This window comes from Hyphomicrobiales bacterium, from assembly GCA_030688605.1.
Taxonomy (GTDB): Bacteria; Pseudomonadota; Alphaproteobacteria; order Rhizobiales; family NORP267; genus JAUYJB01.
This window is the reverse complement of the sequence record JAUYJB010000134.1, coordinates 1-4,473: the sequence shown is the minus strand read 5'-3', so window position 1 is coordinate 4,473 and position 4,473 is coordinate 1. Positions and strand designations below refer to the sequence as shown.

The window sequence follows — 4,473 nt, the reverse complement described above, 5'->3', positions numbered from 1 at the left end:
GGTGCCGTATCGGATTGTGTTGGAATTCGGCGTGACGCAGCCTCCGGCGGTTTGAAGGTATAGGTTCAGGCGGCCAGGTCAATCGGGCGGTCGGCGACCTTGGTGTTGAGCGTCTGCCATCCGTCGACCTTTCGCATGTTGATCTGACCGGAAGCGAGCAGAGCCCAGAACAACATGGCCGCGGTGTCGGCGGAGGGCAGCACCGTCTGGGTTTTGATCCGCCGCTTGAACTCCTCGTGGAGGCGTTCGATGGCGTTCGATGTCCTGGCGCTTCGCCATTGCGATGGCGGCAAACGGGTGAAGCGAACAGGGCGTCGCCGGCCTCTTCAAGGCTATCGGCGACGGCGTGGTGGCGAAGCCGCCACTTGCGGACAAAGGCCTTGCGTCGTTCTTCGATCTCCTCGGCCCTCGCGGCGTAGATCATGTCGGTGTAGTCGGCGGTGATCTCCTCGTGCAGGCGCTCGGGCGCGTGGCCGAGCAGGTTGCGATGCTTATGAACCGTGCAGCGTTGAAGGGGCACACTGTGGATCAGCACGAAAACGCAACCCCGCGCCAATCGCATCCAAGCGATTGAACATCTGAGGAAGGCGATGAAAGCAGAGGGCCTCTGATCGGCGCCGACGGGAACTCCCTGTCTCTTTCCAATGTTGCTGTAATTTCAATGACTTGACTTGACTTGACTTGACTTGACTTGAATGCCGGGCGGGGTCCCGCTTCGGCGCTGTTTCACACCTACGAGCATACAAGGCTGGAAGGGCTCCCCGAACGCGGCCACAATGTCGAGAATCCGCTCCAAGGATACGACGCCAGAGGTCCGTGTGCGCTCTGCGGTACATGCGCTGGGACTGCGCTTTCGAAAGCACGCCGCCGACCTTCCCGGCAAACCCGACCTTGCCAACCGGAGTAGAAAGTGGGCGATCTTCGTTCATGGATGCTTCTGGCATTCCCACGAAGGTTGTCACCTTGCTTCGAAGCCAAAGTCCAACTCGGCGTACTGGGCACCGAAGCTCGAGCGGAACTTAGACCGAGACCGCCAAAAAATTCGCGAGCTTGAAGCGCTTGGCTACCGGGTTCTGCTTGTGTGGGAATGCGAGACACGCAACACAGAGACCCTGAAGGTGCGGCTTCGACGCTTCCTTGGGCCGCCAGGCCCTGTCGGCGGCCAGACGAAACATGTTTCAGAAACGGGTTAGAAGACGATGTCTTCCAGGGCGCAAGAGGCCGTTCCGACAACATCTTCGACCTCGGCTGCCTAGCGGTCCAGTCCTCGATGCGTCCGAACGTGCTGGCATTTCCACGCAAGCATCGGCATGGCCTCAATTCGCGCACGTATCGCTGGCTCAACGTCGAGCAGATCGGCATTGACTACGCCACGATCCAGAACGCTATCGAGGAACTCGCGCTCGTTCGCCGAAAGATCGAACAGGAAGGCAAACCTTTCCCGGCAGAGCGCAACTGTTTCCTCGATCCACGCATTGACGTCTTTTTTGCCGGCAAAGCTGTCGCGCGGCAGACAGATCGCGAGCTTCTGACGGAGTTCGCGCGGGTCGCCTTTGATGGCGTCGACCGACATGGTCCGCCAGTCGCGCCGCCCGCAAGCGCCGATGGCGAGCACAGCGGCCTTGATCCGGCTCCAGTCGAGTCGGTCGATCGATAGGATGCGGCGCGCGTCGAACAGATCGCGCGCGGCATGCCGGTCGACGAGTGCGACGAGCTTGCCGGCGACGATTTCATGGAGATCGAGGACGAGAACGTCGCTCGCCTGCATTTCGCCGAGAGGACGTGACTCCATGCGGGCCGCGCCAAACAGGGGCTGGCGCGCCATGTAGTTGACATCGAGCTCCAGTGTGGCGTTGCCGCCAAGCGCGGACGAGTAGCGCGACAGCCACTTGCCGCCGGCATGCTCGTCGGGCTGGCGGCGGACGCTGTAGCCCTGAGAAGTAAGGAGACGATTGAGCGCCGCATCGACGGTTGGGCGCTCGGTTTCCATCACGGCCCTGTCGAGCGCGCCTATGTAGTTCAAGTCGATATCGACCGAGAGCCGGTCGAGACCGAGGTGGAACACATTGAGCGCCGTGCCGCCCTTGAGGACGAGCCGCTCCGACAGGACCGGATCTCGGGCGATCTCCTGCAGCAAGTCCAACAGCCGCAGTACCTTTTCGAGCGCACCGAGCTGGTGCCCGGTGTCATCCGCAATGCGCTGCAGCGTTTGGGCCGAGGGCGCCGCCATTCACAGCCCCTCGAAGCGGCGTTCGACGACGTCGATGGGGAGAATGACGTTCCAGCCCTTGGCTGTCCTCCCCTCGCCCGATTTCGTGCCCAGAGCATATCGCGCCTGAGACGGCGCCAGCGTGCGGAGCGCTTCGAGCGCAGCGTCCGGCACACCCAGCCGTTTCTGTTCGCGCTCCAGCCAGGAGCCCAGAGCGCCAGCGGCCGTGGCATTGCCGAGCGCGCGCGCGTACCGGACCAGCGCTGCGGCGTCGACTCGTGCCACCAAGTCCAGCGAGTTGAAGAGCTCCTCCGCGCCTCCGGCGAGGTCATAGCGGTCGAACAGATCCGCAATCGTCCGCTCGATCGTCGTCACGCTGACCTCCAGCCCCAAGCGGTCGACCATCGTGACGCCGTCCGCCGATGCCCCATCTCGTTGGGCGAAGCCGCGCGGCGGCTTGACGAACCGGCAGGTGAAACCGACGGCTTCGAACACGCCGGGCTCACCGGGTGCGATCACCTGCACGTCATGGCCCTCGGTGTAGGCGCAGCCGTGCAGCTCGAGGGCCGAGTGATAGGCGATCACGCCGCCGCGGCGCAGTCGGGAGGCGGCCAGGAAGCGGTCGACAGACCATTTCCCGGCGTCGGCATGCTTGGGCACGGACGCGAAGACGCCCCGCGCGATGCGCCGGATGTTGCCCGCTTGAAGATGCTGGGTAAGCATCGCCGTTACGACCTTGTCGTCAGGGCGGCGGCCGACAGCAGCGGCGTATTCGGCGCGGCTGAAGACTGGGTGAGCGCTGAAGAAGGGCGCGGATATGAGCCGGGACATGGCGGTTTCGGACTTCACTTTGGTACAATCGACTGTAACTATATATGAGATATGGCTTCGCCCGTCAAGGGTAAAGCAGAAATCCGGACCAATTTACTCCTCTAGAATGGAACCAAGCCATATATAAGATATGGCTTTCTCCGATCTCAGGATAGAGAGCCTACTTCGTGGCCCCCTCCGCCTTCCGCCTGTTCCAGACGAGCTGCGCCTCGTTCCCGTCCTCGGACTGGAACAGGGCGGCGCTGATCGGTTCCGGCAGGCTCGGGTCGTCCAGGCGGACGCGCAGATAGTCCTTGGGCGTATCGCCGCCGGAGCGTGCGGCCCAGGCATCGCCGACGCGGGACTGGCCGACGAACACCCGGAACACCGGCGCGTTCTCGCTGTCGCGGTTGTCGTTCGGGACCAGCCGCACCTTCGTGTTGATCGTCAGCGTGTGGATGGAGCCGGTCCAGCCGCCGTCCTTGGCGGGCGTGAATGTGCCGATCACGGACATGGTCTTATTCCTCCTGGCTCGTGGTTGACGGGGGTTCGGATGGGGAGCGGCGGGCACGGCGGTGCCGCGCCGTCTCGACAGGCGCGTCGAGCGATACCTCCTTTCGCGCCTTTGCGAAGCCGCGGTTGCTTTCCAGAAACGCGCCGAGCATGAACGGGATCAGATCGGCGACGGCTTCGGCTTCTCCGTAGGCTTCCCGATAGATCGCGGCGTATTCGCGCAGCGCCTGGTTGAGGCCGGGACTCACCGTGATGGTGATCTTGACCGGCGTCCGGTCCGGCAGCTTGCCGAGCTTCAAATCGGACATGGGCCTGCTCCTTTCATCCGCGATAGGGCCTGAGCACGAGGTCCTTGTGGACGATCACGCGCAGCGGCCAGCCGGGGCGGACGGTGATGGTCGGCTGGATGTTGAGGTTCCGCTCGGTGATGCGCTGACCGGCGCGGCTGGCGTTCTGCTGGGTGGATTCCCGCAACGCCCGGACCAGATCGCTCTCCTCGCCGCCGAGGCTCAGCTCCGTGCCGACGCCGAGCAGCGTCGAGAGGACCACGCCCTTGATCAGCCGCCAGGTGTGGAAGTCGACCTCGTCCTCGAGCCCGGCGTAGCCGGCGGCATCGGTCGCGGGCAGATTGTCGATCTGAATGGAGGAGCCATCGGGCAGAACAATGCGCCGCCAGACCAGCAGCGCCCGGCTCTGGCCGAAGGCGATCACGCTGTCATAGCTGCCGATCAGCCGGGCGCCCTGCGGGATCAGCAGCGTGCGGCCGGTCACCGTGTCATAGACGTGCTCTGTGACCTGGGCGACGACGAGGCCCGGCAGATCCGAGTTCAGGCCCGTGACGAGGCTGGCGGCGATGATGCTGCCCGCCATCACCTGATGGGGCGACGCCGGCGTCTGGAGCGCGTGGGGATTGTAGATGCTCTTCTCGACCGGCTGGTTCA

6 protein-coding genes and 1 pseudogene are annotated in these 4,473 nt (G+C 63.9%); 1 reads left to right on the top strand and 6 read right to left on the bottom strand.

Going from position 1 to position 4,473, the window contains the following annotated elements:
- Positions 1-65: 65 nt before the first annotated feature.
- Positions 66-520: pseudogene (locus tag Q8P46_14660) on the bottom strand (transposase).
- 256 nt (positions 521-776) lie between these two features.
- Between Q8P46_14660 and Q8P46_14655 the strand changes: the two are divergent.
- The gene (locus Q8P46_14655) at positions 777-1,193 is read left to right on the top strand and encodes a very short patch repair endonuclease (protein MDP2621388.1); all 417 of its coding nucleotides are present in this window, start codon (positions 777-779) and stop codon (positions 1,191-1,193) included.
- A 59-nt stretch (positions 1,194-1,252) separates the two neighbouring features.
- Here the strand turns inward: Q8P46_14655 and Q8P46_14650 are convergent, their stop codons facing one another.
- The 5 genes from Q8P46_14650 to Q8P46_14630 form a co-directional block, all read right to left on the bottom strand.
- Positions 1,253-2,137: a nucleotidyl transferase AbiEii/AbiGii toxin family protein gene (locus tag Q8P46_14650; protein ID MDP2621387.1), complete on the bottom strand. Its 885-nt coding sequence runs from the start codon at positions 2,135-2,137 to the stop codon at positions 1,253-1,255.
- A gap of 93 nt (positions 2,138-2,230) precedes the next feature.
- Entirely contained in the window at positions 2,231-3,058 is an 828-nt protein-coding gene (locus Q8P46_14645) for a hypothetical protein (GenBank protein MDP2621386.1), read from the bottom strand.
- 142 nt (positions 3,059-3,200) lie between these two features.
- Positions 3,201-3,533, bottom strand: coding sequence for a DUF736 domain-containing protein (locus tag Q8P46_14640; protein ID MDP2621385.1), 333 nt, complete (start codon positions 3,531-3,533; stop codon positions 3,201-3,203).
- Between the two features lie 4 nt (positions 3,534-3,537).
- Positions 3,538-3,840: a DUF2274 domain-containing protein gene (locus Q8P46_14635; GenBank protein ID MDP2621384.1), complete on the bottom strand. Its 303-nt coding sequence runs from the start codon at positions 3,838-3,840 to the stop codon at positions 3,538-3,540.
- A gap of 13 nt (positions 3,841-3,853) precedes the next feature.
- Positions 3,854-4,473, bottom strand: a 620-nt coding sequence (locus tag Q8P46_14630; protein ID MDP2621383.1) for a TrbI/VirB10 family protein, incomplete at its 5' end; no start/stop codon positions are given.

Excerpts from the sequence above, each read along its gene's own strand:
- Q8P46_14655 (MDP2621388.1), top strand. The coding sequence starts at position 777 with ATGTCGAGAATCCGCTCCAAGGATACGACGCCAGAGGTCCGTGTGCGC.
- Q8P46_14640 (MDP2621385.1), bottom strand. The coding sequence starts at position 3,533 with ATGTCCGTGATCGGCACATTCACGCCCGCCAAGGACGGCGGCTGGACC.
- Q8P46_14635 (MDP2621384.1), bottom strand. The coding sequence starts at position 3,840 with ATGTCCGATTTGAAGCTCGGCAAGCTGCCGGACCGGACGCCGGTCAAG.